Genomic DNA, 23,686 nt, shown 5'->3' with positions numbered 1-23,686 from the left:
AGGACCAGGACATGACCATCCCCGCGCAGGCGAAACCCGCCCCGGCCTCCGAGCGGGACGTGCTCCTCAAGGTCGATGGCCTGGTGAAGCACTTCCCCATCAAGAAGGGGCTCCTGCAGCGCCAGGTCGCGGCCGTCCAGGCCGTCGACGGGATCAGCTTCGACGTGCGCTCCGGTGAGACCCTCGGCGTCGTCGGTGAGTCCGGCTGCGGCAAGTCGACCATGGGCCGACTCATCACCCGGCTGCTCGAACCGACCGGCGGGCGGGTGGAGTTCGAGGGCACGGACATCACGCACCTGGGCACGGCGAAGATGCGGCCGCTGCGCCGCGACGTCCAGATGATCTTCCAGGACCCGTACTCGTCGCTGAACCCCCGGCACACCATCGGCACGATCGTCGGTGCGCCCTTCAAGCTCCAGGGCGTGAACCCCGAGGGAGGCATCAAGAAGACCGTCCAGGGCATGCTGGAGCGGGTCGGCCTCAGCCCTGAGCACTACAACCGCTACCCGCACGAGTTCTCCGGCGGTCAGCGCCAGCGCATCGGCATCGCCCGTGCGCTCGCCCTGCAGCCGAAGCTGGTCGTGGCGGACGAGCCGGTGTCGGCCCTGGACGTGTCCATCCAGGCGCAGGTGGTCAACCTCCTGGACGACCTCCAGGACGAGCTCGGGCTCACCTACGTGATCATCGCGCACGACCTGTCGGTCATCCGGCACGTGTCCGACCGCATCGCGGTCATGTACCTCGGCAAGATCGTCGAACTCGCGGACCGCAAGGACTTGTACACCAAGCCCATGCACCCGTACACGAAGGCGCTCCTGTCCGCGGTGCCGGTGCCCGACCCCAAGCGGCGCGGGGTGAAGAGCGAGCGCATCCTGCTGCGCGGCGACGTGCCCTCGCCGATCGACCCGCCGAAGGGGTGCCGCTTCCACACGCGGTGCTGGAAGGCGACGGAGATCTGCGCCGTCAAGGAGCCGCCGTTCGTGGCTCTGGAGACGGCGCACCAGGTGGCGTGCCACCACCCGGAGAACGCGCCGGACCAGGCGCCGGAGGACACGAAGCTGCTCTCCGTGGCCCGAGAGGCCATTGACGTGGTGTCGGTCACCACCGCGGCAGATGTCGCTGACGCGGAGTCCGCGGACGAGGGTGCCCCGGCGAAGGAGCCTGAGGCAGAGACGACCGACGCGACGAAGGACTGAGCGCGGGCCGAATCGGCGCTCCGCGCCTCGTCCTCAATCGCCGGACGGGCTAAAACCTTGCCGGGGCGGGCTGAGTACAGCTGCACCGGCGGGTAATTTCAGCCCCTCCGGCGTTTGAGGAGCGGGGTCTGGGGCGGAGCCCCAGGAGGGCGGGCGGGTGGGGAGGAGCCCGTCCGGCGTCTGAGGACGAGCTCGGCGGAGCCGGCGATTCCGGGGGCACCCTCCCGGCGAGGGACAATGCGGCGTGCTTCAGGAATTGTTCAGCCCGGGGGTCCAGCACGCACTGGACATCGTCGGCATCTTCGTCTTCGCGATCTCCGGCGCCCTCCTCGCCGTGCGCAAGAACTTCGACGTCTTCGGCATAGCCGTGCTCGCCGAGGTCACGGCCCTGGGCGGCGGCCTCTTCCGCGACCTGGTGATCGGCGCGGTCCCCCCGGCCGCCTTCACCGACCTCGGCTACTTCCTCACCCCGCTGCTCGCCGCGCTCCTGGTGTTCTTCCTGCACCCGCAGGTCGAGCGCACCCAGTTCGCGGTGAACGTCTTCGACGCGGCGGGCCTCGGCCTGTTCTGCGTGACGGGCACCACGAAGGCGTACGACTACGGGCTAGGCCTGACCGCGTCGGCGACCCTGGGCCTGGCGACGGCGGTGGGCGGCGGTGTGCTGCGGGACATCATCGCCAACGAGGTGCCGTCCCTGGTGCGCTGGGACCGCGACCTGTACGCGGTCCCCGCCATCGTGGGCGCCACCATCGTCGCCCTGTCCATCCGCTTCGAGATGCTGAACGGCTTCACGACGGCGCTGGCCATCGTCACGGCGTTCGTCCTGCGGCTGCTCGCGATGCACTACCACTGGCGGGCACCGCGCGCCTGGAACCGCCGCTCCTCGGCGACCGAGGAGCCAGAACATAAAGCTACCGCTTAGTAGTTTTCTGTTGTACGTTGCCGGTATGGCTGACACAGCAGCGGCGCCCATGGCGCGCGCCACGGTCGGGGACAGCGAGTTCGACCGCGACACCGCGGTCACCCAGCGGGAGCCCGGCGTCTACGACATCGACCTCTCCGCGGGCTGGACCATCGTCAGCGCCGTCAACGGCGGCTACCTCCTCGCCGTCGTCGGCCGCGCCCTCGCGCACGCGCTGCCGCACTCCGACCCGTTCACGATCTCCGCGCACTATCTGACGGCGTCCGACCCGGGCCCCGCGGTGATCCGCACCGAGACCGTGCGCACCGGGCGCGGCCTGTCCACCGGGCAGGCCTCCCTGGTGCAGTTCGAGGCCGACGGCACCGAGGTCGAGCGGCTGCGCGTGCTCGCCTCGTACGGGGACCTGGACGCCCTGCCCGACGACGTGCGCACGACCGCCAAGCCTCCGGAGCTGCCCCCGGTCGACCAGTGCTTCGGCGCCGACGACGCCCCGCCCGAGCAGCGCGCGGTCCCGGGGTCGTCCGCGATCGCCGACCGCCTGTGGCTGAAGCTGGACCCGTCCACCCTCGGCTGGGCGCTCGGCCAGCCGTCCGGCAAGGGCGAGATGCGGGCCTGGTTCGGGCTCGCCGACGGGCGCGACGCGGACCCGCTGTCGCTGCTTCTCGCCGTGGACGCGCTGCCGCCGACGGCGTTCGAGATGGGCCTCTCCGGCTGGGTGCCCACCGTCGAGCTCACCGTCCACGTGCGGGCCAAGCCCGCGCCGGGACCCCTGCGCGTCGCCATCACCACCCGCAACCTCGCCGGCGGCTTCCTGGAGGAGGACGCCGAGGTCTGGGACTCCGCCGACCGCCTGGTGGCCCAGTCCCGCCAGCTGGCCCGCGCCCGCCTGCGCTGACCGGACCCCCAACCCTGCCCCTCACCCGGTCAGACACACCCCCGCGTACGACACCCCGCCGACCACCACCCACGCGCACAGCCCCACGAGACCCACCCGGCCCCCGGTGCGTACCAGCGTGCGCAGGTCCACGGCGCTGCCGAGGCCGAACAGGGCGGCGGCGAGGAGCAGTTCCTGGGCGACCCCGGCCGCGTCGAGCGCCGAACCCGGGAGCCACCCGGTGCTGCGCAGGCCGACCATCGCCACGAACCCCGCGACGAACAGCGGCACCAGCGGCGGGCGCCGCTCACCGGGGCCCGCCGCCCCGTCCGCGGCGGCCGCGCGCCGGGCCCGTACCGCGATCGCCACGCCCGCGACCAGCGGCGCGAGCAGCGCCACCCGCATCAGCTTGACCAGCACGCCCTCGCCGAGCGCGGAGCCCCCGGCGGTCTGCGCGGTGGCGACGACCTGGCCCACGTCGTGCACGCTCGCCCCGACCCAGCGGCCGAACTCCGCGTCCGTGAGCCCGAGCGGTCCCTGGAGCAGCGGGAGCACGGCGATCGCGAGCGTCCCGCAGAGCGTCACCACCGCCACCGAGGCGGCCGTGTCGCGCTCCTCGCTGCGGGAGACGTCGCTGACCGCGCCGATCGCCGACGCCCCGCAGATCGAGTACCCGGTGGCGATGAGGAGCGGCTGGTCGCCGGGCAGGCCCAGCTTCCGGCCGAGCCACCAGGTGCCGAAGAACGTCGCCGCGACCACCACGAGCACCATCGCGACGGTCGCCCAGCCCACCCCGAGCACATCGCGCAGGCTGAGCTTCAGGCCGAGCAGCACCACGCCGACCCGCATCAGGCGCTTCGCGGCGAAGGTGAGGCCGGGCTTGGCCCAGCCGCGCACCCACACCCGGGACCCCGGCACCTGCGCGGCCGCGAGGCCGAGGACGATGGCGACCGTCAGCATCGGCACGTCCGGCACGAGCCGGTGCGTCAGCCAGGCGACCGCGACGCCCGCAGCGGCCAGGACGAGGCCGGGCCAGGGTCCGGTGGGGCGCGCGGCGGCCGGACGCGGCGCCGACGCCGTTCTCGGCGGGCGCTGTCCGAGCAGGGCCATCAGCGGTCGGCCGGGAGGTCGTACACCCGTCGCACGCTGCTGCCGAGCCGACCGATGTCGGCGCCGTAGACGTGCAGGGAGATCGCGCGTCCGGCGCCCGCGTTCCACACCCGGTGGATGTCTCCGGGGGGCGCGAAACCACACACCGCGCCCTGCGGGTTCACCACGTCCTCCGTGGCGACGAGGTGCGCGGGAACGCCGTCCTCGGCAGGCACGAGCCGGTAGCGCCGCTCGTGCTCCTCGCCCTCGTGCACGCCGGTCACGCACCACGACACGTGGTCGTGCACGGACGTGCGCTGGCCGGGCAGCCACACCAGGCCGACGACGGAGAAGCTGCCGTCGCTCTCGGCGTGCAGGAGGTGCTGGCGGTAGCGGTCCGGGTCGCCCTCGCACTGCTCGGCGGTGAGCAGGTCGGCGGTGCCCAGGTGCGGTGCGAGGCGCTCGCCCACCAGGTACGCGGTCAGGTCCGGGGGCAGGCCGCGGCCGACGGCCTCGCGTATCTCGGCGACGAGCGCGTCCAGGCGGGGCGTCGTACAGGGGCGGGCGGGCGCGGTGCGGGTGTGCGCGGTGGGGGTGGTCATACCGGCAGCGTCGGGCCGCCGCATCCATCACGTCCAACGACAGTCTCTTGGCTCTCCCTCAAAAAATGCTTATGGGTGGGCCGTTCAACTGCCGCGGGGGAGCGGTCGGTCGCGCCGCTCTCAGCAGCCGACGCGGTTCGCCGCGACCGCTTTCAGCTCGTCGAGCACGAGGGACGTGGCCGGAATGCGCAGGTGCTCCCGCAGCACGTACGCGGACACCTGCCGCCGGGACGCCGGGTCGAGCGGGCGTCCCGTGACCGAGCGGTGGCACAGGAAGTTCAGGACGAGGCCCGGCATCATCGCGATGCCGAGGCCCTCGGAGACGAGGCTCTGGATGACGAGGTTGTCGTCGGTGGTGAAGGCGATGTCCGGGGCGAAGCCCTGCTCGGCGCACTCGTGCAGGAAGTTGGCCCGGCAGCGCAGACAGCCCGCGATCCAGCGCTCCTCCGACAGATCCGCGAGCCGCACCGAGCGGCGCCGCGCCATCGGGTGCCTGGTCGGCATCAGGACCGTCAACTGGTCCTCCATCAGCGGTACTTCGACGACCTCGTCCGGCACCTCTTCGTGCAGGCCGGGATAGGTGAAGGCGAGGGTGACGTCGGCGTCGCCGTGCACCAGGCGCTGCAGGGACTCCGGCGGCTCGTACTCCTGGAGTTCGACGCGGATGCCGCGGTGGTTGCGGGCCAGACGGGCCAGCGCCTCCGGTATCAGCGTGGCCGTGGCGCTCGGGAACGCGCAGAGTCTGACCCGGCCGGTGCGCAGCCGCGTGATCGCGTTCATCTGCTGCTGGGCGGCGTCGATGTTGCCGAGGATCACCCCGGCGTGCCGGGACAGCGCCTCGCCCGCCTCCGTCAGCCGCATCCGGCGGCCGACGCGGGTGAACAGGACCGTGCCCACGGACCGTTCGAGCGCCTTCATCTGCTGGGTGATCGCCGGTTGCGTATAGCCGAGCGAGCGGGCCGCGGCGGAGTACGAACCGGTGCGGACCACTTCGTGGAAGGACCTGATGTGCCGGGAGTCGAACACAGTCGAATCATAAGCAAAATTTGGGAACAGTTGACGGGCCTTTTCCGTCGCTTCTGGATCCGCCGTGCGCCGCCCGCTCCGGGGCGCCCGGCCGTCCGGCGCCGGGGGCGTGCGCGATCCTTGACCGCGTGAAGTCCGACCGGCTGCTCTCGATCCTGCTGCTGCTCCAGACCCGCGGCACGGTGCCCGCGCCCGAACTCGCCGAGCGCCTTGAGGTGTCCGTCCGCACCATCTACCGCGACGTCGACGCGCTGTCCGCGGCGGGCGTGCCGGTCTACGCCGAGCGCGGGCGGCACGGCGGCATCACCCTGCTGCCCGGCTACCGCACCGACGTCACGGGCCTGACCGCCGACGAGTCGCGCGCCCTGTTCGTCCTCGCCGCGCAGGGCGCCCACGCCGCGCTCGGCCTGGACGCGGCCATCGGCTCGGCGCTGCGCAAGGTGATGGCGGCGCTGCCCGCACCGCACCGGCCCGCCGCCGAGCTGACCAGCCGCCGGATCCTCGTCGACGCCTCACGCTGGACGCGCGGCCCCGGCTCCGGCCTGCCCCTGGACCATCTGGGCACGCTCCAGGACGCGGTCTTCGCCGACCGGCGGGTGCGCGTGAGCTATGTGCACAGCGGGTCCGAGGGCGTGCGGGACTACACCCTGGACCCTTACGGCCTCGTGTCCAAGGCGGGCGTCTGGTACCTCGTGGCCGACCGGGACGGCGAGCCGAAGCTCTTCCGCGCGGACCGGGTGCGCTCGGCGAGCCTGACGGAGGAGGCGGTGCGGCGCCGTCCCGGTGTCGAACTCGTGGACGTGTGGGAGGGGTTGAAGCAGTGGGTGGAGCGGCGGACCGGCGGCATCGAGGTCACCGCGCGGGTGCGTCGCGACCGCTACGGGCGCTTTCTGCGGCTGCACGGGGGTGTGGTCACGGAGGTGTTGGAGGAGGCGGGTGCCGGGGGAGCCGGGACGGGGGGTGACGCCGAGGGCACGGGGGAGTGGGTGACCGTGCGCCTCGTCGTCGAGGAGGTGCGCGCGGCGCGCGCCCTGCTCGCCTTCTCCGACGCCGTCGAGGTCCTTGCGCCGCCGGAGATCCGCGATGAGCTGGCGCGGGCCGCCGCGGCTGTCAGCGCACTGTACGAGGGCCCGCATTGAGGAAACGCGCGAGCTCCCCCGTGAGTTCCGCCGGTGCGTCCTCCTGTACGAGATGTCCCGCGCCCTCGATCAGACGCAGCTCGGCGCCGGGGATCAGACCGGCGAGTTCGTGGCCGCGCGCCACCGGGATCCAGGTGTCCTCGGTGCCCCAGCAGACCAGGACGGGCAGCGCCAACTCGCCGTACCTGCCCTGGATCTCGTCCGTGAACCGCTGGTCGTTCTGCTCGATCTGGCGGTAGAAGGCGGGCCTGCCCGCCTCCGTGCACCAGGGCGCGACGAGCCGGTCGAGCACGGCCGGGTGCAGCCCGCGGTGGCTCGCCGAGCCGACGTACTCCCGCACCAGTGCCTCGTGCAGCGCGGGCGGAAGCTGGGCGAACACGTCCGCGTGCGCGCCGAGCAGCCGGTACGTGGGCGAGCCCCACGGCGCGAGCGCCACCGGGTCGACCACGGCGAGCCGGGCGTAGCGCGCGCCGTGCAGCAGATGCGCCCGCAGGGCCACACAGCCGCCGAAGTCGTGGGCGAGGACGGCAGGGGGCTCCTGCCCGTCCAGGCCCCAGTGGGCGAGCAGTTCGGTGAACACGCGGGCCTGCGCGGCGAGCGAGACGTCCTGCCCGGCGCGCATCTCGGACGCCCCGTACCCGGGCAGGTCCCAGACGTACACCCGGTGGTCGCGCGCGAGCGCCCTGGCGACGCCCCGCCAGACGTACGACGAGAACGGGGTGCCGTGGACCAGGACCACGGGGGCCGCGTCGGCCGGGCCGAGGGCGGCCCAGCGGACGGCGCCCGAGGAGGAGGCGAAGGTCTGGTCGAGGGACCAGCTCGTGTCGAGGGACCAGTCGGGATGCGTGGTTGTCATGACCAAGGAGGCTAGTTGCCCCTTACGGTTCCGTCGAGTACCGGCCAGACTTGTCCGCCGTCTCGCCCGCCGCCTTGTCCACTGTCTCGTCCACTGTCTCGTCCAGCCAGTGCCTGCGCCCCAGGGTGAGCAGGCGCAGCTGTCTGCGGGCCCGGTCGGCCACGGGCTCCTCGTCGTCGGTCCCCAGGAGCGCGGACGCGGTCATCACCATGTGGTCCACGTACATCCGGGCGAGCATGAGGAGGTCCGCCTCGCTCCAGCCCGCCGCCTCCGGCTCCTTGGCGAACTGCGCCGCCACCTCCTCGGCGAACAGCGCGAGTTGGCCGCCGATGGCCTCGCGCACCGCCTTCACGCCGCCGTGCTGCTCGCGCGCGATGAAGCGGGCGTGGGCGGGGTACGTCCGGACGTACGCGACGATCAGGTCCACGGCGGCCGTGATGCGCTCCTCGCCGTCACCGGTCGCCGCGAGGGTGGCGACCAGGGTGGTGTGCAGGCTGCCCAGGGCCTCCTCGACCAGGGCCACGCCCAGGTCGGCCGTGTCGCGGAAGTGCCGGTAGAAGGCGGTCGGGGCCACGCCGACGGCGCGGGTCACCTCGCGCAGGCCGAGGCTGGACAGGCTCTGCTCCGCGAGGAGGTGCAGCGCCGCGTCGAGCAGGGCCTGCCGGGTCTTCTGCTTCTGCGCCTGGCGGGCGCCCGGGGCCGGGCCGTCGAGGGTGTGACTCATGCCATGCAGTTAACAACTGTTCTCCGAGTTTTGAAAGCCGTGGGGAGAGTAGACTCTCTAGTCAGTGAACAGTTGTAACCACAACCGTTCACCGAAGGTTCGGCAGCTGTCCGCACAGGAGGGGTTCTTCTCATGCTGTTCCTCGTCGCCGCACTCCTGCTCCTCGGCGTCGCCATGGGCACCGTGGCGCACGCCCCGCTGTCCGTCTCCCTCGTCATGGCGGCCGTCATCGGCGTCTGGCTGGTGGTGTTCGCGCTGCGCGAGCGCCGGGCGCGGCATCGCTGACCCGCACCCCGCCTCCGTACGGCATCCGCCCACTCCCAAGGAGTCGCATCATGGAGCTCACCGCACAGGCGCCGACCGACAGCCGCTCCGAGAACCGTCCTGGCAGCCGTCCCGAGGGCCTTCCTGGCAGCCGTCCCGAGGGCCTTCCTGAGACCCGGCCCGTCGGCCGTCGCGACACCGACGGCATGGCCGTGGCCTCCTTCGTCCTCGGACTGCTCGGCCTGCTCGTCCTGAACATCGTGCTCGGTCCCGTCGCCATCGTCCTCGCGTCCCTCGCGCTGTGGCGCGGCACCGCACGGCGCGGTCGCGCGCTGCTCGGACTCGGGCTCGGCGTGGCCGATCTCGTCGTCCTCGTCACCCTGATGTCCCTGAACAACTCGGTGTCCTGGAGCTTCGCGGGCTGACCGGCGCAGACGCGCCACCGCGGGGTCGGGGCCCTCGGCCGCGGCTCGTAGAATCGTGCCCACCATGGCCTACCTCGACCACGCCGCGACCACCCCGATGCTCCCGGAAGCGATCTCGGCGATGACCGCCCAGCTCGCCGTCACCGGCAACGCCTCCTCGCTGCACGCGGCGGGCCGCCGGGCCCGCCGCACCGTCGAGGAGGCCCGCGAGGCGCTGGCCGAGTCGCTCGGCGCGCGCCCCAGCGAGGTCGTCCTCACCTCGGGCGGCACCGAGGCGGACAACCTCGCAGTGAAGGGCCTGTACTGGGCGCGGCGCTCCGGCGCGGACGGCGGGCAGGCCCGCACCCGGGTCCTCGCGAGCCCCGTCGAGCACCACGCCGTCCTCGACGCCGTCGACTGGCTCGGCGAGCACGAGGGCGCCACCGTCGAGTACCTCCCCGTCGACGCGCACGGCCGCGTGCACCCCGACGCGCTCCGCGAGGCCATCGCCCGCAACCCCGAGGACGTCGCCCTCGCCACCGTCATGTGGGCCAACAACGAGATCGGCACCCTCCAGCCGGTACGCGAACTGGCCGACGTCTGCGCCGAGTTCGACGTGCCGCTGCACGCCGACGCCGTGCAGGCCTTCGGGCAGGTGCCCGTCGACTTCGGCGCCTCCGGGCTCGCCGCGATGACCGTCTCCGGGCACAAGGTCGGCGGCCCCTACGGCATCGGCGCGCTGCTGCTCGGCCGCGCCCACAGCCCCGTGCCCGTCCTTCACGGCGGCGGCCAGGAGCGGCACGTGCGCTCCGGCACCCTGGACGTGCCCGCCGTCGCCGCGTTCGCCGTGGCCGGGCGGCTCGCCGCCGAGCGCCGTGAGTGGTTCGCCCGGGAGATCGGCGCGCTCCGCGACGAGCTGGTCGCGGCCGTCCGCGCCGCCGTCCCCGACGCCATCCTCGGCGGCGACCCGGACCCCGCGGGGCGCCTCCCCGCCAACGCCCACTTCACCTTCCCCGGCTGCGAGGGCGACTCCCTCCTGCTGCTCCTGGACGCCCAGGGCATCGAGTGCTCCACCGGCTCGGCCTGCACCGCGGGCGTCGCCCAGCCCAGCCACGTCCTCCTCGCCACCGGCACCGACCCGGACCTCGCCCGCGGCACCCTCCGCTTCTCCCTCGGCCACACGTCGACGAAGGAGGACGTGGAGGCGGTGGCGGCGGCGATCGGCCCGGCGGTGGAGCGGGCAAGGACGGCGGGCCTCAGCTGACGGCTGAGTCGACCTCAGCCTCTCCGGCGGGGCAATCCAGCCCCTCATGGGGGTCCCCCTGCTCCTTAAGAGCTTGGGGGAGTTTGAGGAGCGGGGTCCGGGGCGGAGCCCCGGGATCGGGAAGGGGCGGGCTTGGGGAGCTCCCAGCCGGGCCACACCTCCACCGGACCCGCTAGGCGGGCGTCACGGTCCGCGCAGGCCGAGCGGGCCGATCCCGCTCCCGCCGCACCAGCCGCAGATACCGGTCCCAGTCCCAGTGCGGCCCCGGATCCGTGTGGTCCGTCCCCTCCACCTCCACGTGCCCGATGATGTGCTCCCGGTCCACCGGGAAGTCGTACCGCCGGCAGATCCCCGCCGCGAGCCGCGCCGACGACTCGTACATCGCGTCCGTGAACGACTCCTTCCGGTCCACGAAACCCTCGTGCTCGATGCCCACACTGCGTTCGTTCATCCGTCTGCTGCCCGCGTGGAACGCCACGTCGAGCTCGCGGATCATCTGGGCGATGTGACCGTCCTTGCGGACCACGTAGTGCGCGGCGGCGCCGTGGCCGGGGTCCTTGAAGACCTTCAGGGCGGTGCGATAGCTGCCCTGCACGACGTGGACGACGATGCGGTCGATCTCGTAGTCGTCGGGGCGGTCGGCGCGCCGCCAGTTCGCGGAGGACGCCGCTATCCACTGGGCGCCCCGGGCGTCGACCGCGCCCTCCTTGCGCTCCTTCGCCCCTCCGGGAAGCCGCCACCCCAGCTTGTCGCGGGCGACCAGGAGGGTGCCCACGCCCACGACGGCCGCGCCGCCGAGCAGCAGCGCACGCCTGCTGACCGCGCGCTCGGGCGCCGGCGCGGCCTGCCCGCCGTCCTCGGTGCTCTCCGTCTTCTCGTCCCCCATGTGATCCTCAACGCATACTCAGGGGCGCCGGGTTCCCGTGGACCCGTACCCTGTTAGGGCTATGACTTCGCAGATCCCGTCGGCACCGCCGCGCACCAGCCGCCCGCTCCGTGTCCTCGCCGCCATGTCCGGCGGGGTGGACTCCGCCGTCGCAGCCGCCCGTGCCGCCGAAGCCGGGCACGACGTGACCGGCGTGCATCTGGCGCTGTCGGCGAACCCGCAGTCGTTCCGCACGGGCGCGCGCGGCTGCTGCACCATCGAGGACTCGCGCGACGCCCGCCGCGCGGCGGACGTCATCGGCATCCCGTTCTACGTGTGGGACCTCGCCGAGCGCTTCCGCGAGGACGTGGTCGAGGACTTCATCGCCGAGTACGAGGCCGGGCGCACCCCGAACCCGTGCCTGCGCTGCAACGAGAAGATCAAGTTCGCGGCGCTCCTGGACAAGGCCCTCGCCCTCGGCTTCGACGCGGTCTGCACCGGCCACTACGCCCAGGTGATCACGGGCGCGGACGGGGTGCGCGAGCTGCACCGCGCCTCGGACATGGCCAAGGACCAGAGCTACGTCCTCGGGGTGCTCGACGACCGGCAGCTCGCGCACGCGATGTTCCCGCTCGGCGACACCGTCACCACGAAGGACGAGATCCGCGCGGAGGCCGAGCGCCGGGGCCTCGCCGTCGCCAAGAAGCCCGACAGCCACGACATCTGCTTCATCGCGGACGGCGACACCCAGGGCTTCCTGGCCTCGCGCCTCGGCAAGGCGGAGGGCGACATCGTGGACGAGTCCGGCGCGGTCGTCGGCAGCCACGAAGGTGCCTTCGGCTTCACGATCGGGCAGCGCAAGGGCCTGCGCATCGGCACGCCCGCGCCCGACGGCAAGCCGCGCTACGTCCTGGACATCTCCCCGGTCGACAACCGCGTGACGGTCGGTCCCGCCGCCGCCCTCGACGTGACCGCCCTGACGGCCGTCAAGCCGCGCTGGTGCGGTGCCGTTCCCTCCGGAGCGGGCACCTACACCGCGCAGCTACGCGCCCACGGCGGCGAGACCGAGGTCACCGCGGAGCTGGTCGACGACCGCCTGCACGTGAGCTTCACCGAGCCGGTGCGCGGTGTGGCCCCCGGCCAGGCGATCGTTCTGTACGACGGCTCGCGGGTGGTGGGCTCGGCGACGATCGCCGCCACCGAGCGGGTCGCTGCGCTGGCCTGAGGCCCGGGATCGTCAGCCCGCGTAGGCGGCTAGCCCTTTAGGGGGCTGCGCCCCTTGCCCCCCGATCGGCGCTCCGCGCCTCGTCCTCAAGCGCCGGACAGGCTGATACCTCCGCCGGACGGCAGCCGAGGGGGAAAAGCCCGTCCGGCGTTTGAGGACGAGCCGCGGAGCGGCGATGCGGGGGAGAGGGGCGCAGCCCCCTGTGCGTCACGCCACCGTGAGGACCAGCTTGCCCTGGGTGCGGGAGAGTTCGCCCATGGCGTGTGCCTCGGCTGCTCGCTCCAGGGGGAACGTCTCGGCGACCTCGGCGCGCAGGCGCCCCTCCGTGACCAGGCGGGCGATCTCCAGCATGCCGTGCCGGTCCGGCTCGACGATGGTCCAGCCCGTGTGGACGCCCGCCTGGCGCGCCCGCTCGGCGTCGGGAAGGCCGCCCGGGTCGGGCAGCGTCACCAGGTGGCCGCCGCGCCGCAGGACGGGCAGGGAGCGGTCGCCGTACGGGCCGCCGACGCCGTCCAGGACCACGTCCACGTCACGCACGGCCTCGGCGAAGTCCGTGGTCGTGTAGTCGATCAGCTCGTCCGCGCCGAGGGAGCGCAGGAAGTCGTGCTTGTCGGCGCGCGCCGTCCCGATGACGTACGCGCCCTGCGCCTTGGCGATCTGCACGGCGAGGTGGCCGACGCCCCCGGCCGCCGCGTGGATCAGGACGCGCTGGCCCGCGCGCAGCTCCGCGGTCTCGATCAGGCCCTGCCAGGCGGTGAGCGCAGCCAGGGGCAGCGCCGCGGCCTCCACGTGGTCGATGTTCGCGGGCTTGCGGGCGAAGCGCCGGGCCGGGGCGACGACGTACTCGGCGTAGCCGCCCGCCTGCTCCGGGAAGCGCGGCATGCCGAACACCTCGTCACCGGGCGCGAACAGCGTCACCCCGGGGCCGACGGCCTCGACCGTGCCGGACACGTCGTAGCCGAGGATCGGGGTGTCGCCCCACGTCCCGAACTCGCCCGCGGCCCGCGTCTTCCAGTCCACCGGATTCACCCCGGCCGCGTGCACCTTCACCAGGATCTCGGTGATCCCGGGCTCGGGGCGGTCCACCTCGACGGGGACGAGGACATCGGGGGCACCCCACGCGCGCGGGCTGACGGCACGCATGGTGGCGGTCGTACGGGAGCTCATTGATCTGGTCCTTTCTGCTGAGCGACCACCAGCGTGCGTCCCTAGGCCCGCTCGTGGTGCTGGCAGTTTGGCCATCATGTGACAGAATCTGGCCATGGCCTCCCGCAGCACCCACCGTGTCGTCGTTCTCGCCCTGGAGGGCGTGTACCCCTTTGAGCTGGGCATTCCTTCGCGCGTCTTCGGCACGGCGGCGGACGAGGCGGGACGCCCGCTGTACGACATCGTGGTGTGCACGGTGGACGGCCGCCCGGTGCGGACGGAAGCGGGCTTCTCCGTAGCCGTCGAGCACGGACCCGAGGCCCTGGAGAGCGCCGACACGGTCGTGATCCCCCCGACGAGCGAGCTCGACAAGGGCCTGACCGGCGACACGCTCCCGGAGCCGGTCGCCGCCGCGCTCGGCCGGATCAGGACCGGCGCGCGCCTGGTGTCGTTCTGCAGCGCCTCGTACGTCCTCGCCGCCGCGGGACTCCTCGACGGGCGCCCCGCGACGACCCACTGGCACGTCGCCCCGCACTTCCAGCGCACCTACCCGCGCGTGCGCGTGGACGAGGACGTGCTCTTCGTGGACGACGGCGACATCCTCACCTCGGCCGGTGTGGCCGCCGGGGTCGACCTGTGCCTGCACCTGGTGCGCCGCGACCACGGCAGCGCCGTCGCCAACCACGTCGCGCGCACCTGCGTCGTGCCGCCCTGGCGCGACGGCGGGCAGGCGCAGTACATCGAACGGCCCGTCCCCGAGGCGACCCTCGCCACGACGGCCGACACGCGCGCGTGGGCGCTGCAGCGGCTCCAGGAGCCGCTGACGCTGGGCGACCTCGCCGACCACGCGCGCATGAGCCTGCGCACGTTCACGCGCCGCTTCCGCGACGAGGTGGGCACCACACCCGGCCGCTGGCTCACCGCCCAGCGCCTGGAGCTGGCCCGCCACCTCCTGGAGGCCAGCGACCTGCCCATCGACCTGGTGGCCCACCGCGCGGGCTTCGGCACCGGCAACTCCCTGCGCCAGCACATGCGGTCCGTGCTCGGCGTTTCTCCGGCCGCCTACCGCAGGACGTTCACGGCGACGACGCCCGAGCGCGCGGCGGGGCCCGCGGTGCCGGTCGCCTAAGCGGCAGGCACCTCCTCCACCTCGTAGAAGCAGAAGTGGTCCTTGATCTCGGCCACTTCGGGCTTCGGGTCCGGGTACGCCCACACGGCGTCCGGGGCGTCCGGCAGCGACCAGTAGGACGCCGTTCCCTTGAAGGGGCAGTACGTGTGCGTGTCGGACGGCTTCAGGAGGTCGGTGCGCACGTCCTCCGGAGGCAGGTAGTAGCGCACCGGGAAGCCCGTCTCGCGCAGCAGGAGCGGCCGCTCGCTCTCGGCGACGACCTGTCCGCCCTGCGTCACGCGCACATGGCGGCTGCCCTGCTCGACGGTGATGCGGTGTCCCTGGGTCACGGTGGTGCCCTTCCGTAGGAGTCGTCAGGAGTTGTCTGGAGTCGTCAGGAGGCGTCAGGAGGCGTCAGGAGCCTCCTCTCCGCTTCAGCACGCCCACGGGGGGCGTTCTTCCCGGTTCCGGGGTACTGCCGGGGCGCCGGGGCCGGAACGTACCGTGGACGCCATGAACATCTGCGTCTTCCTCTCCGCCGCCGACCTGCCCGAGACCTACACCCGCCCCGCCCGCGAGTTCGCCGAGCTGCTCGGCAAGGGCGGCCACACGCTGGTGTGGGGAGGTTCGGACGTGGGCCTGATGAAGGTCGTGGCGGACGCCGTGCAGGAGGCCGGGGGCCGCCTCATGGGCGTCTCGGTCGACTTCCTCGCCGCCAAGGCCAGGACCGGCGTCGACGACATGGTGATTGCCAAGGACCTCGCCGAGCGCAAGGCGCTGCTCCTGGAGAAGGCCGACGCCGTCGTGATCATGGTCGGCGGCACCGGCACCCTGGACGAGGCCACCGAGATCCTGGAGCTGAAGAAGCACGGCAGGACCACCAAGCCGGTGGTGCTGCTCAACTCGGGCGGGTTCTACGACGGGTTGAAGGAGCAGTTCCGCCGCATGGAGACCGAGGGCTTCCTGCCGGTGCCGCTGACCGATCTGGTCTTCTTCGCGGAGGAGCCGGTGGGCGCCCTCGCGTACCTGGAGGAGGCCATGGGCACGCGCTGACCGGCCGCAATGGGACCATGGGCCCATGGCAACTCATGTGATCACCGGGGCGGGCTCCGGCATCGGCGCGGCCGTCGCCCGCCGCCTCCACGAGCGCGGGGACACCCTCGTGCTGCACGCGCGCGACGCGGGCCGCGCCAAGGAGCTCGCCGCCGAGTTCCCGGGCGCGAGCACCCTCGTCGGCGATCTCGCCGACCCCGACAAGCTCTCCTGGGCCTTCTCGCACCAGAGCCTGCCGGACCGCGTGGACTCGCTCCTGCACATCGCGGGCGTCGTCGACCTCGGCCCCGTCGGCGACCTCACCCCGAAGTCCTGGCGCCACCAGCTGAACGTCAACCTGATCGCGCCCGCCGAGCTGACCCGGCACTTCCTGCCCCAACTCCGCGTCACCCAGGGCCACGTGATCTTCGTGAACTCCGGCGCGGGCCTGCGCGCGAGCGCCGAATGGTCGGCGTACGCGGCCTCCAAGCACGGCCTGAAGGCCCTCGCGGACTCCCTGCGCAACGAGGAGCACGGCAACGGCGTGCGCGTCACCTCCGTCTACCCTGGCCGCACGGCGAGCCCCATGCAGGCCAAGGTGCACCAGCAGGAGGGCAAGGAGTACGACGCCGGACAGTGGATCGACCCCGAGTCGGTCGCCACGACGATCGTGATGGCCCTCGACCTGCCGCGCGACGCCGAGGTCAACGACCTGACGGTGCGGCCCGGACGGTGAGCGAGGCAGTGAGCGCGGCGGCGAGCACGATGCGGTGGGGCGGCGCCACCGGCGTCGGATCCATGCCCGGCGGCGACGCGCGCGAGACCGCGAAGACCGTCACCGGCACCTTCGAGGGCTCCGTCGGCGCCGACCAGGGCATGCCGTACCTGGCCGAGCTGCCCGCGCGCGGACCCGGTGCCGACATGATCGGCCGCACGGCCGGGATGCTCGTCGAGCTGTACGCGCGCGTGGAGCCCAGTGGCTGGCGCCTCGGCGACCGGCCGGGGCGCGACACGCGCCGCGCGGCGTCCTGGCTCGGCGAGGACCTGGACGCCCTGGAGGAGTTCACGCAGGGCTACGAAGGCCCGCTGAAGGTCCAGGCCGTCGGCCCCTGGACGCTCGCGGCCGCCCTGGAGCTGCGCAACGGCGAGGCCGCGCTCTCCGACCCCGGCGCCTGCCGGGACCTGGCCGGATCCCTCACGGAGGGGCTGCGCGGCCACCTCGCCGACGTCAAGCGGCGGGTGCCGGGCGCGCACCTCGTCCTGCAGCTCGACGAGCCCTCGCTCACCGCCGTGCTGCGCGGGCAGATCAAGACCGCCAGCCAGTACCGCACCCATCGCGCGGTGGACCGGCAGCTCGTCGAGAGCGCGCTGCGCGACGTCCTCGCCGTCCACGACGGTCCGGCGCTCGTCCACTCCTGCGCGCCCGACGTACCGTTCGCGCTGTTGCGCAGAGCGGGCGCCGACGCCGTCTCGTTCGACTTCGAGCTGCTCACCGAGCGTGATGACGAGGTGATCGGCGAGGCCGTCGAGGCCGGGACGAAGCTGTTCGCCGGTGTCGTACCGGGCACGGACGGCCCATTGTCAGACCCTGCCGGTAGCGTCATGGGTGTCAGGAAGCTGTGGCGCAGGCTGGGGCTGAATCCGGGGTCACTCGCGGAGTCGGTCACGGTCACGCCGTCGTGCGGACTCGCGGGCGCTTCGCCCGCATATGCCCGTGCGGCGCTCGCGCACTGCACACGGGCGGCGAGATCACTCGCCGACAACCCTGAGTAACTGGGTCTGAAGGCAACGGGAGGACGAGACGGTGGCTGTCGAACAGGAAGGCACGGTGCCGGCCGAGGCACGCGACGAGCACGCCCAGCTCGCCGAACAGATCGAGGAGCACCGCTTCCGGTACTACGTGAAGGACCAGCCGGTCGTCAGCGACGCCGAGTTCGACAAGCTCCTGCGCGCGCTGGAGGCCCTGGAGGAGCGGTACTCGGAGCTGCGCACGCCGGACTCCCCGACCCAGAAGGTCGCCGGGTCCTACGAGACCGACTTCGCCTCCGTCGAGCACCACGAGCGGATGCTGTCCCTCGACAACGCCTTCGACGACGAGGAGCTGGCCGCCTGGGCCGAACGTGTCGCCAAGGAGGTGGGCACCGGCGAGCACCACTTCTTGTGCGAGCTGAAGATCGACGGCCTCGCGGTCAACCTGACGTACGAGAACGGCCGTCTCACCCGCGCCGCCACCCGCGGCGACGGCCGCACGGGCGAGGACATCACGCCCAACGTCCGCACCATCGCGGACATCCCCGAGCGCCTCCAGGGCGACCGCGTCCCGGCCCTCGTCGAGATCCGCGGCGAGGTCTTCTTCCCGATGGAGAAGTTCGAGGAGCTGAACGCCCGCCTGGTGGCGGCCGGCGACAAGCCCTTCGCCAACCCGCGCAACGCGGCGGCGGGTTCGCTGCGCCAGAAGGACCCCCGGGTCACGGCGACCCGCCCGCTGCACATGGTGGTGCACGGCATCGGCGCCCGCGAGGGCTTCGACATCGACTGCCTGTCGCACGCGTACGACCTGCTGCGCGAGTGGGGCCTGCCCACCGCGAAGCACAACAAGGTGGTCGACGGCCTGGACGGCGTCCGTGAGTTCATCACGTACTTCGGCGAGAACCGCCACTCCGTGGAGCACGAGATCGACGGCGTCGTCGTCAAGCTCGACGAGATCCCGCTCCAGGGCCGCCTCGGCTCCACCTCCCGCGCCCCCCGCTGGGCCATCGCGTGGAAGTACGCGCCCGAGGAGGTCAACACCAAGCTCGTCGACATCAGAGTCGGCGTCGGCCGCACCGGCCGCGTCACGCCGTACGCCGTGGTGGAGCCCGTCACCGTCGCCGGCTCCGAGGTCGAGTTCGCCACCCTGCACAACCAGGAGGTGGTGAAGGCCAAGGGCGTCCTCATCGGCGACACGGTGGTGCTCCGCAAGGCGGGCGACGTCATCCCGGAGATCCTCGGCCCCGTCGTCGACCTGCGCGACGGCGGCGAGCGCGAGTTCGTGATGCCCGCCGAGTGCCCCGAATGCGGCACGGCGCTGCGGCCCATGAAGGAGGGCGACATCGACCTCCGCTGCCCGAACGGACGGGCGTGCCCCGCCCAGTTGCGCGAGCGCCTGTTCTATCTCGCGGGCCGCAAATGCCTGGACATCGAGAACTTCGGCTACGTCGCCGCGGCCGCGCTCACGGCCCCGCTGGAGCCCCCCACACCGCCCATCGTCAACGAGGGCGACATCTTCGACCTGAAGGTCGAGGAACTCCTCCCGATCAAGTCCTACGTCCTCGACCAGAACACGGGCCTGCCCAAGCGCGACCCCAAGACCGGCGAGGAAAAGGTGGTGTTCTTCTTCGCCAACCAGAAGGGCGAGCCGAAGAAGAACACCCTCGCCATGCTGGAGAACATCGCCGCGGCCAAGGAGCGCCCGCTCGCCCGCGTCCTCACCGGCCTCTCCATCCGGCACGTGGGCCCGGTCGCGGCCGAGGCGCTGGCCCGTGAGTTCCGCTCCATCGACCGCATCGAGCAGGCCACGGAGGAGGAGCTGACCAACACCGACGGCGTCGGTGAGATCGTCGCGAAGTCCCTCAAGGAGTGGTTCGCCGAGGACTGGCACCAGGAGATCATCCGCAAATGGCGCGCCGTCGGCGTCCGGATGGAGGAAGAGGGCGGCGGCGAGGACGAGGGGCCGCGTCCCCTGGAAGGACTCACCGTCGTCGTCACGGGCACCCTGGCGACCCACACCCGGGATGGCGCGAAAGAGGCGCTGCAGAGCCGCGGAGCGAAAGTCACCGGTTCCGTTTCAAAGAAGACGGGATTCGTCGTGGTGGGGGACAACCCCGGCTCGAAGTACGACAAGGCCATGCAACTGAAGGTTCCGGTTCTCAATGAGGACGGCTTCGCCGTCCTGCTCGAACAAGGCGCGGACGCCGCTCGGGAAGTCGCACTTCCGGCCGAAGAATAGCGGTTGAAGGCCACCCGTTCAGCGCATATCAGATGCATACGGGTGGCCGGGTCGCATTCGGGCAACCGTAGACGACCGCTGCCCGTGGAAGCCTTCTGCGGCCTACTGTTGAGGTGTGCGCCTGCCGTGCCCCGCTGCGGATGGGGTCTCCCCTGCTCGTCGAGAGCCGGGGCAGGGTTTTCGGACGCGGCTGTCCAGGGATCTTCAAGTCCGCGTGGCTCCGCGTGGCGTGGGCACCGCCGGCTGTGAGAGGGACGGGAATGGAACCGACCGAGAGCGTCGCCCCGGACTCATGGCTGCGGTCGCGCCTGCGGCGCGTGCTCGGCGCCCGGCGCGGGCGTGCGCGCGACACGGTGCGTGACCCGAATGACGCCGCGGCCGCGCGGGTCGACGGGACGCCCGGCTTCCGTCCCCGCGAGCGCGCCTGGACCTCGGGCGGCGCGGACGCGGACGCGATCCTCGGCCGGGCGGCCGTTTCCGGCCCCGATGCGGCTCCGCAGGAGGAAGTAACGGGCATACGGGGTAAGCCAGTTGGTGAGGGACCGGAGCCGGGCGGACGACGGGCGCCTGTGCGGGGAACCGGCGGTCACGGAACTGCGGTCCCGGCGGAGGCTGGCGTGACGGCGAGTGCCGAAGGTGAACGGCGGGGTGCGGGTGGCCACGGTGCGCCCTGGCCCGGCAGGGACGAGACGGACACCGCGGCGGACGGCACGCCGCCCGCCGCGTCACCGGCCGTGCGGGCGACGGAAGTTGACGCCCCGTCGAGTACTGGATTCGCCGAGAACGCGGCGGTGGGCGCGGCGAACGTGCGCGGTGCGGTGAGTGCTTCGGGTGTGGCTGTGGGCTCGGGTGCGGTGGCGCCTTCCGGTACGGCCGTCGGTCCGGGGGTGATGAGCGCTTCGGGTGCGGTCGTGGGTTCGGGTGCGGCCGTCGGCTCGGGTGCGGTGGCGCCTTCGGGCGCGGTCGCGGGTTCCGGTGCGGTGGCGGCGTCGAGCCCTGTCGTGGCTTCCGGTGCGATCGTGGCCTCGGGTCCCGTGTCGGCTTCCGGCGCGCTGGCGGCTTCCGGTGGCGGGAGTCCGGCCGTGCTCGCGACGGCCGGCGCCGGGTTCGGTGACGGTGCGGGAGCCGGTCCCGCGGGTGCGCGGGGCGTCGCGGGTGGCTCCGAGGGTGCCGCGGGCGGCATCGGCGGCGGCGCGGGCGGGGACGCCGGGAGCGTCCGGAGCGCGGTGGCCGGGGTCGGCGGTGGCAGTGGGGCCGGCGGCGGTGCCGGTGGCGCGGCTGGTGCCGGTGGTGTCGGTGGTGCCGCTGGTGTCGGCACGGGTGGCGTCGGCGGTGTGGGTGCGGGTGGTGCCGGGACCGGCGGGGTCGGGACTGGCGGGGTCGGGACCGGCGGTCCCGGGAGTGGTGGGGGCGGCGGTGGTGCCGTCGGCAGGGACGCCTCGACCGCTCGGGGGACCCTGCGCGGCGGGGCGGACTCCTCGGGCGGCGGTGCGCGGCGCGGGCTGTGGCGCGGCGGGCGCGGGACGGACGTGCGGGGCCAGGGCGCGCTCGACGGGTCCGGTGTGGACGGGGGCGAGGACGAGGGGCGCGGGAGCTGGCAGCTGCTGCCCGCGGCCGTCGTCGCGGCGGCCGCCGTCGTCCTCGGCACCGGCTTCTTCCACGCGTTCACCGGCGGCCACCCGCTCTTCCCGTCCGGCACGGTCGGCTGGTCACTCGCCGTCCTGACCGGCCTCATCGTCGGCCACCTCGTCGCGCTCGGCCGCGACCGCTGGTGGGGCGGCACGGGCTCCGGCGGCGCGCTGACCGTCGCCGTACTGCTGCTGTACGGCTGGATGCCCGCGGGCATGGTCAGCCTCACCGTCGTCGTCCTCGTCGGCGTCGCCCGCCGCCACCGCTGGCGACAAGGCGTGCTGCACGGCGCCGTCGACATCCTCGGCATCGGCGCGGGCGCCCTCACCCTCGCGGCGTTCGGCACGGCGCCCGCGGCCGACTCCCCCTGGAACCCGGAGAGCTGGGACCTCTACACGGCGCCCGAGGTCGCCCTCGTCGCCGTCGCGTACCTCGCCGTCACCCGCGTCCTGCTCTGGTACGTGCACGCCCCGCGCACCGGCGCCCTGCCCACGGTCACCCGCACCGCGCTGGTCCGACAGGGCCTGCTCGGCGTGGCCCTGCTCGGCATCGCGCCGCTGATCTGCGTCGTCGCGATGTCCCTGCCGCTGCTCCTGCCCCTGTTCACCATCCCGCTCGTCGCCCTGGACTCGACGCTGTGGATCGCGCGCGCCAGAGCCGAGGAGCAGCTGCGGGACCCGCTCACCGGACTGCCCAACCGGCAGTGGCTCCTGGAGCGGACCTGGACGGCCCTCGACGACGCGGAGCGCATCGGCGCGCGCTCCGCCCTGATGCTGATCGACATGGACCGCTTCCGCTCGGTCAACGACACCCTCGGCCATCTCGCCGGTGACCGCCTCCTGCTGCAGATCGCCGACCGGCTGCGGCTCGCGCTGCCGCGCGGTGCGGAGGCGGCCCGGCTCGGCGGCGACGAGTTCGCGGTGCTGCTCCCCGTCGCCGACTCCACGACGTCGGCCACACGCGTCGCCCGCTCCCTGGTCGCCGCCCTCGGCTCGCCCCTGGACCTGGACGGCCTCACCCTCGTCCTGGAGGCCAGCGCCGGGCTCGCCGTCTTCCCCGACCACGCGCTCGACGCCGAAGGGCTGCTGCGGCGCGCGGACGTGGCGATGTACCAGGCCAAGCGGGACCGCACGGGCGTCGAGGTGTACGAGTCCAAGCGCGACTCCAACACGCCCGACCGGCTCGGCCTCCTCGGCGACCTGCGCCGCGCCCTGGACGCGGGCGACGTGGAGCTGCACTACCAGCCGAAGGTCCGCTTCGACGGGCAGGTCGCGGGCCTGGAGGCGCTGGTGCGGTGGGTGCACCCGGAGCGGGGCAAGGTGCCGCCGGACGAGTTCATCGCCATCGCCGAGTCGTCCGGGCTCATGCCGCACCTCACGGAGTACGTCCTTGAGTCCGCCCTCGCCCAGGTGGCGCGCTGGCGGGCGCAGGGCCTGAAGGTCCCGGTCGCGGTGAACGTGTCGCCGCGCGATGTGCACACCCCCGGCTTCGCGGGCGCCGTCGCCGCGCGGCTGGCCCGGCACGGGGTGCCCGCGGGGGCGCTCCAGCTGGAGATAACGGAGCACGTCCTCCTGGAGGACCCGCAGCGCGCCGCCGACACCCTCGCCGGGCTCACCGGCCACGGCGTGAAGATGTCCCTCGACGACTTCGGCACGGGCTACTCGTCCCTGGTGCACCTGCGCCGCCTGCCCGTCAGCGAGCTGAAGATCGACCGGTCGTTCGTGGCCCGGCTCGCCGTCGACAACGAGGACGCCGAGATCGTGCGCTGCACGGTCGACCTCGCGCACTCCCTCGGCCTGCTCGTCGTCGCCGAGGGCGTCGAGGACGACGAGACCTGGGAGCGCCTGCGCGACCTGGGCTGCGACGCCGTCCAGGGCTGGCTGGTCGCCGCCGCGATGCCGCCGAACGAGACGACGGCGTGGCTGCGCACCCGCGGCGAACGCGGCTGGCACCGCGCGGTGGACCCCCCGGCCACCCCCGCCCCGGAGACCCCCGACCCGTCCCCGACCCGCGCGGCCAAGTGACGTAGCCACCCCGCCCCCGGGGCCCCACTCGCGCTCGGTGCCCCGGAGTCACGCCCGTGTTCAGCGCGTCGAACTCACGTCGACCCGTCGGACAGGCCCTGGCCCCCTGCCCCGACCTCGGCACCCACGCCGACCTCACCCTCGCTCCCGGGCCCCGGCACCGACGCCCCCGCGCCCTCCGGCCCCGCGACCTCCGGCGCACCCCGCGCACCCCGCACAGCCCGCGCACCCCGCACAGCCCGCGCACCCTGCGCATTCCGCGCACCCCGCCCCCCAGCCGCACCCCCGCCGCCCCGAATCCCCCCACCC

22 protein-coding genes and 1 pseudogene are annotated in these 23,686 nt (G+C 73.2%); 15 read left to right on the top strand and 8 right to left on the bottom strand.

Translation table 11 applies throughout. The annotated features are described in order from the left end of the window. Positions 1-11: 11 nt before the first annotated feature. The 3 genes from OO63_RS37505 (at position 12) to OO63_RS37495 (ending at position 3,013) form a co-directional block, all read left to right on the top strand. Positions 12-1,196, top strand: coding sequence for an ABC transporter ATP-binding protein (locus tag OO63_RS37505; protein WP_030358942.1), 1,185 nt, complete (start codon positions 12-14; stop codon positions 1,194-1,196). A 244-nt stretch (positions 1,197-1,440) separates the two neighbouring features. After that, positions 1,441-2,118 (top strand): trimeric intracellular cation channel family protein, encoded by a 678-nt coding sequence (locus OO63_RS37500; protein ID WP_030358943.1) that lies wholly within the window; start codon positions 1,441-1,443, stop codon positions 2,116-2,118. 25 nt (positions 2,119-2,143) lie between these two features. Further along, complete coding sequence (locus OO63_RS37495) at positions 2,144-3,013, top strand: thioesterase family protein (RefSeq protein WP_030358944.1); 870 nt, start codon at positions 2,144-2,146, stop codon at positions 3,011-3,013. Between the two features lie 21 nt (positions 3,014-3,034). On the opposite strand, the gene OO63_RS37490 is transcribed toward OO63_RS37495, so the two are convergent. The 3 genes from OO63_RS37490 to OO63_RS37480 form a co-directional block, all read right to left on the bottom strand. Next, complete coding sequence (locus tag OO63_RS37490) at positions 3,035-4,102, bottom strand: YeiH family protein (protein ID WP_030358945.1); 1,068 nt, start codon at positions 4,100-4,102, stop codon at positions 3,035-3,037. Then, positions 4,102-4,683: a cysteine dioxygenase family protein gene (locus OO63_RS37485; protein ID WP_030358946.1), complete on the bottom strand. Its 582-nt coding sequence runs from the start codon at positions 4,681-4,683 to the stop codon at positions 4,102-4,104. The genes OO63_RS37490 and OO63_RS37485 overlap by 1 nt, the downstream gene beginning before the upstream one ends. A gap of 120 nt (positions 4,684-4,803) precedes the next feature. After that, entirely contained in the window at positions 4,804-5,709 is a 906-nt protein-coding gene (locus OO63_RS37480; protein ID WP_030358947.1) for a LysR family transcriptional regulator, read from the bottom strand. 128 nt (positions 5,710-5,837) lie between these two features. Here OO63_RS37480 and OO63_RS37475 point away from each other — a divergent pair, with 128 nt between their 5' ends. Further along, positions 5,838-6,848 (top strand): helix-turn-helix transcriptional regulator, encoded by a 1,011-nt coding sequence (locus OO63_RS37475; RefSeq protein ID WP_030358948.1) that lies wholly within the window; start codon positions 5,838-5,840, stop codon positions 6,846-6,848. On the opposite strand, the gene OO63_RS37470 is transcribed toward OO63_RS37475, so the two are convergent. Together OO63_RS37470 and OO63_RS37465 are read right to left on the bottom strand one after the other, a co-directional pair. After that, positions 6,820-7,704, bottom strand: coding sequence for an alpha/beta fold hydrolase (locus OO63_RS37470; protein WP_030358949.1), 885 nt, complete (start codon positions 7,702-7,704; stop codon positions 6,820-6,822). The two genes, OO63_RS37475 and OO63_RS37470, sit on opposite strands and share 29 nt — an antisense overlap. A 22-nt stretch (positions 7,705-7,726) precedes the next feature. Continuing rightward, complete coding sequence (locus OO63_RS37465; RefSeq protein WP_234311197.1) at positions 7,727-8,428, bottom strand: TetR family transcriptional regulator; 702 nt, start codon at positions 8,426-8,428, stop codon at positions 7,727-7,729. Positions 8,429-8,560: 132 nt separating this feature from the next. On the opposite strand from OO63_RS37465, the gene OO63_RS46195 reads away from it, so the two are divergent. From OO63_RS46195 to OO63_RS37450, 3 genes are all read left to right on the top strand, one after another. After that, positions 8,561-8,713, top strand: coding sequence for a hypothetical protein (locus OO63_RS46195; RefSeq protein ID WP_030358951.1), 153 nt, complete (start codon positions 8,561-8,563; stop codon positions 8,711-8,713). Between the two features lie 185 nt (positions 8,714-8,898). Continuing rightward, a complete protein-coding gene (locus tag OO63_RS47650; RefSeq protein WP_051811580.1) occupies positions 8,899-9,117 on the top strand; it encodes a hypothetical protein in 219 nt (72 codons plus the stop codon). 64 nt (positions 9,118-9,181) lie between these two features. Then, positions 9,182-10,360 (top strand): cysteine desulfurase family protein, encoded by a 1,179-nt coding sequence (locus OO63_RS37450; RefSeq protein WP_030358953.1) that lies wholly within the window; start codon positions 9,182-9,184, stop codon positions 10,358-10,360. A gap of 172 nt (positions 10,361-10,532) precedes the next feature. Here OO63_RS37450 and OO63_RS41800 read toward each other — a convergent pair whose 3' ends face one another. Then, positions 10,533-11,246: an N-acetylmuramoyl-L-alanine amidase gene (locus OO63_RS41800; RefSeq protein WP_051811576.1), complete on the bottom strand. Its 714-nt coding sequence runs from the start codon at positions 11,244-11,246 to the stop codon at positions 10,533-10,535. A 61-nt stretch (positions 11,247-11,307) separates the two neighbouring features. Between OO63_RS41800 and mnmA the strand changes: the two genes are divergently transcribed. Beyond that, complete coding sequence (gene mnmA, locus OO63_RS37440; RefSeq protein WP_030358955.1) at positions 11,308-12,450, top strand: tRNA 2-thiouridine(34) synthase MnmA; 1,143 nt, start codon at positions 11,308-11,310, stop codon at positions 12,448-12,450. Between the two features lie 207 nt (positions 12,451-12,657). On the opposite strand, the gene OO63_RS37435 is transcribed toward mnmA, so the two are convergent. Continuing rightward, complete coding sequence (locus OO63_RS37435; protein WP_030358956.1) at positions 12,658-13,617, bottom strand: NADP-dependent oxidoreductase; 960 nt, start codon at positions 13,615-13,617, stop codon at positions 12,658-12,660. 94 nt (positions 13,618-13,711) lie between these two features. On the opposite strand from OO63_RS37435, the gene OO63_RS37430 reads away from it, so the two are divergent. After that, positions 13,712-14,725 carry a GlxA family transcriptional regulator gene (locus OO63_RS37430; protein ID WP_033264833.1) on the top strand — a complete coding sequence of 338 codons (1,014 nt, stop codon included), beginning with the start codon at positions 13,712-13,714 and terminating at the stop codon, positions 14,723-14,725. On the opposite strand, the gene OO63_RS37425 is transcribed toward OO63_RS37430, so the two are convergent. Next, positions 14,722-15,054 carry a DUF427 domain-containing protein gene (locus OO63_RS37425; protein ID WP_030358958.1) on the bottom strand — a complete coding sequence of 111 codons (333 nt, stop codon included), beginning with the start codon at positions 15,052-15,054 and terminating at the stop codon, positions 14,722-14,724. The two genes, OO63_RS37430 and OO63_RS37425, sit on opposite strands and share 4 nt — an antisense overlap. 163 nt (positions 15,055-15,217) lie before the next feature. Here OO63_RS37425 and OO63_RS37420 point away from each other — a divergent pair, with 163 nt between their 5' ends. The 6 genes and pseudogenes from OO63_RS37420 to OO63_RS46435 all read left to right on the top strand — a co-directional run. Further along, positions 15,218-15,757: an LOG family protein gene (locus OO63_RS37420; RefSeq protein WP_030358959.1), complete on the top strand. Its 540-nt coding sequence runs from the start codon at positions 15,218-15,220 to the stop codon at positions 15,755-15,757. Positions 15,758-15,782: 25 nt separating this feature from the next. After that, the gene (locus OO63_RS37415; RefSeq protein WP_030358960.1) at positions 15,783-16,472 is read left to right on the top strand and encodes an SDR family oxidoreductase; all 690 of its coding nucleotides are present in this window, start codon (positions 15,783-15,785) and stop codon (positions 16,470-16,472) included. Positions 16,473-16,501: 29 nt separating this feature from the next. After that, the gene (locus tag OO63_RS37410; RefSeq protein WP_030358961.1) at positions 16,502-17,509 is read left to right on the top strand and encodes a methionine synthase; all 1,008 of its coding nucleotides are present in this window, start codon (positions 16,502-16,504) and stop codon (positions 17,507-17,509) included. A 31-nt stretch (positions 17,510-17,540) separates the two neighbouring features. Continuing rightward, the gene (ligA, locus tag OO63_RS37405) at positions 17,541-19,724 is read left to right on the top strand and encodes an NAD-dependent DNA ligase LigA (protein WP_030358962.1); all 2,184 of its coding nucleotides are present in this window, start codon (positions 17,541-17,543) and stop codon (positions 19,722-19,724) included. A gap of 1,502 nt (positions 19,725-21,226) precedes the next feature. Further along, positions 21,227-23,377, top strand: a complete 2,151-nt coding sequence (locus tag OO63_RS37395) for a putative bifunctional diguanylate cyclase/phosphodiesterase (RefSeq protein ID WP_248782225.1) — start codon at positions 21,227-21,229, stop codon at positions 23,375-23,377. Positions 23,378-23,433: 56 nt separating this feature from the next. Beyond that, positions 23,434-23,686: pseudogene (locus OO63_RS46435) on the top strand (hypothetical protein); the annotation flags it as partial.

Source organism: Streptomyces alboflavus (assembly GCF_000716675.1).
Lineage (GTDB): Bacteria > Actinomycetota > Actinomycetes > Streptomycetales > Streptomycetaceae > Streptomyces > Streptomyces alboflavus.
This window is presented reverse-complemented; position numbering and strand designations above follow the sequence as displayed.